The sequence below is a fragment of the Heyndrickxia sporothermodurans genome (assembly GCF_003055045.1).
Taxonomy (GTDB): Bacteria; Bacillota; Bacilli; order Bacillales; family Bacillaceae_C; genus Heyndrickxia; species Heyndrickxia sporothermodurans.
The window spans coordinates 1-1,904 of sequence record NZ_NAZB01000107.1 but is presented as its reverse complement, the minus strand read 5'-3'; the positions used below and the strand labels follow the sequence as shown (position 1 = coordinate 1,904).

3 protein-coding genes and 1 pseudogene are annotated in these 1,904 nt (G+C 30.9%); all 4 read left to right on the top strand.

Annotated features, from left to right (window positions below):
• Positions 1-58: 58 nt before the first annotated feature.
• Positions 59-307: a tRNA-Val4 gene (locus B5V89_RS20555; RefSeq protein ID WP_108073730.1), complete on the top strand. Its 249-nt coding sequence runs from the start codon at positions 59-61 to the stop codon at positions 305-307.
• A gap of 74 nt (positions 308-381) precedes the next feature.
• On the top strand, positions 382-531 hold the full coding sequence (locus B5V89_RS20550) for a hypothetical protein (RefSeq protein WP_244913560.1): 150 nt from the start codon (positions 382-384) through the stop codon (positions 529-531).
• 185 nt (positions 532-716) lie between these two features.
• On the top strand, positions 717-1,052 hold the full coding sequence (locus B5V89_RS19930; protein ID WP_244913559.1) for a transposase: 336 nt from the start codon (positions 717-719) through the stop codon (positions 1,050-1,052).
• A gap of 304 nt (positions 1,053-1,356) precedes the next feature.
• A pseudogene (locus tag B5V89_RS20545) lies at positions 1,357-1,751 on the top strand (hypothetical protein).
• The last annotated feature ends 153 nt before the right edge of the window (positions 1,752-1,904 follow it).

Sequence of the window (1,904 nt, the reverse complement as noted above, 5' to 3'; positions counted from 1 at the left end):
GTTCATTTAGGGGCTATAGAGGAAATATTCATATGAATTTAAGAAAGATCCATTTGGTATTACAAGAATAGAACTACCAGAAAAAATAAGTATTTTCTCGGATTTTATTGAAGATATTTCAACAATAAAAGAAGTGGATGAGTATATAGGATACGTTAAGAAAGTTTTAGAAGGGGTATATAAAGACTTTGAAATTACATTGAATGCTACGAGTGTAAATATCAAGAAAAATGTAACAATAGCTGAACATCATTATCGGATTGATGAACCTTTGGAAAATACAATAGAAACTGATGAATTTTTATAGTTGATGTTAATATGGAGACAGAAGATTGTAGAAGAGTATAAAGATTGAATGAAGGAATGGGAAGAAGCTTGTAGATGATTTCTATTTTTAATGACCTTGAAATAATATCAAGGCCATTTTTTTGTGCAACGGGCAATCGTACAGGACAGAAGGCAGCAATGAAGAAATTAGTAGATAATTATGATATAAATGCTGCACGTTCCAAAGGTGGGGCACACCATTAAAGGACCTAATGGAATCGTTTCAAAAAGTACAAAAGGAATAGATAATCCTAGACAGTTATTGGCAAGAGATAGTAGGGAACTTAGAAGAGTCTATGATGGCATACCGAATTCTACTTTAAAAGAACTTATTGAATTAAACAAAAAAATCTATCCAGAAATGAGGAAATAAAATGAATGATATTTTTGTGAAATCACTGTATGAGTCTATCGTTAAAGAGAACCTTCAACTATACAAAGACTTGTATGAAACAACGAATGTTACTTCTAAAACAGATGTTTATTGGAAAAAAGCTATTGGTTTTTACGATAGTTTAACTGACGAAAATAAAGATACTTTAATGAAGATAATTGAACAAACTATGATTGATACTATTTCAAACATGCTAGGAGTAATTGATGGAAGTTCGACTTTAAAAGATTGTTCGTTAGAACCTAAATTACTGCTCGATTCTATTGATACGGAAGGAGAACTCCAAGATTCGTTTTTAGAATTCATAGAGGAAAAGGATAGTAACAGCTAATTGGATTTTTTATTACAGAGGTCTTCATAAAGAGCACAGTTAGAATATATATTTTTTAATCTGTATATCCTAAAGATAGCATATCTCAATTGTCTTTCAAGATTTTTTATTTGTGTGGCTCCCCAGCGCTGTAAACCGTATTTCATATATAGAATAAGTGTAATTGTTGTAATCTCCACATGATATTTTGCAAAATGATAGCTTAAGAAATAATAAACCGAAGTGACAAAAAGATTTGGAAGACAATTAATGGTGGAAATATGCCAGTAATTAATCCGGCAGAATAGGAAGAGAGACTTTAAATATGGTATATACGGCTCTTGTTAAAAGGCTAGACTCACAAATTGAGGAAGAAGTGACAATTGAAATTGAGGTATTGAATTTACAGGATTTGCTTTTATTTGCCCTTATAAAATTGAATTAGAGAAAAGTTATCCTGTATCAATATGGTTTACTATCTTAGATGAGTTAATGATTCGTGAAATCTAGGAAGAGAAGAAAGAAATAGAACGTATTAGTTTGGGATATGAATATTATATAAGAGGTTTGTTACATGAGGATACAATTGATGCAGGGGTAGTTTTTACTGACGAAGATGAATATTTTTCAGATTATCCCGAATTGGTCGATAAAAATGTTGAGATCAGAGTTGACCGAATCAGTATAGAATTTTTAAGGACATCCACTAATAATAATTAAGAATAGTAGATGTACAAAAGAAAAAAATAATTGAATCATCGCTTTTACCCTTAGAATAATTAACTCTAGGGGTTTTTAAATAGTGCGAGTGCAAAATAAGAATACGATAGAATTATACGAACGAGCATCCGAGCAATTTCAGCCGATGAAGTA

Bases quoted from the DNA above. Each gene is read 5' to 3' on its own strand.
- B5V89_RS20550 (WP_244913560.1), top strand. From the start codon at position 382: ATGATTTCTATTTTTAATGACCTTGAAATAATATCAAGGCCATTTTTT.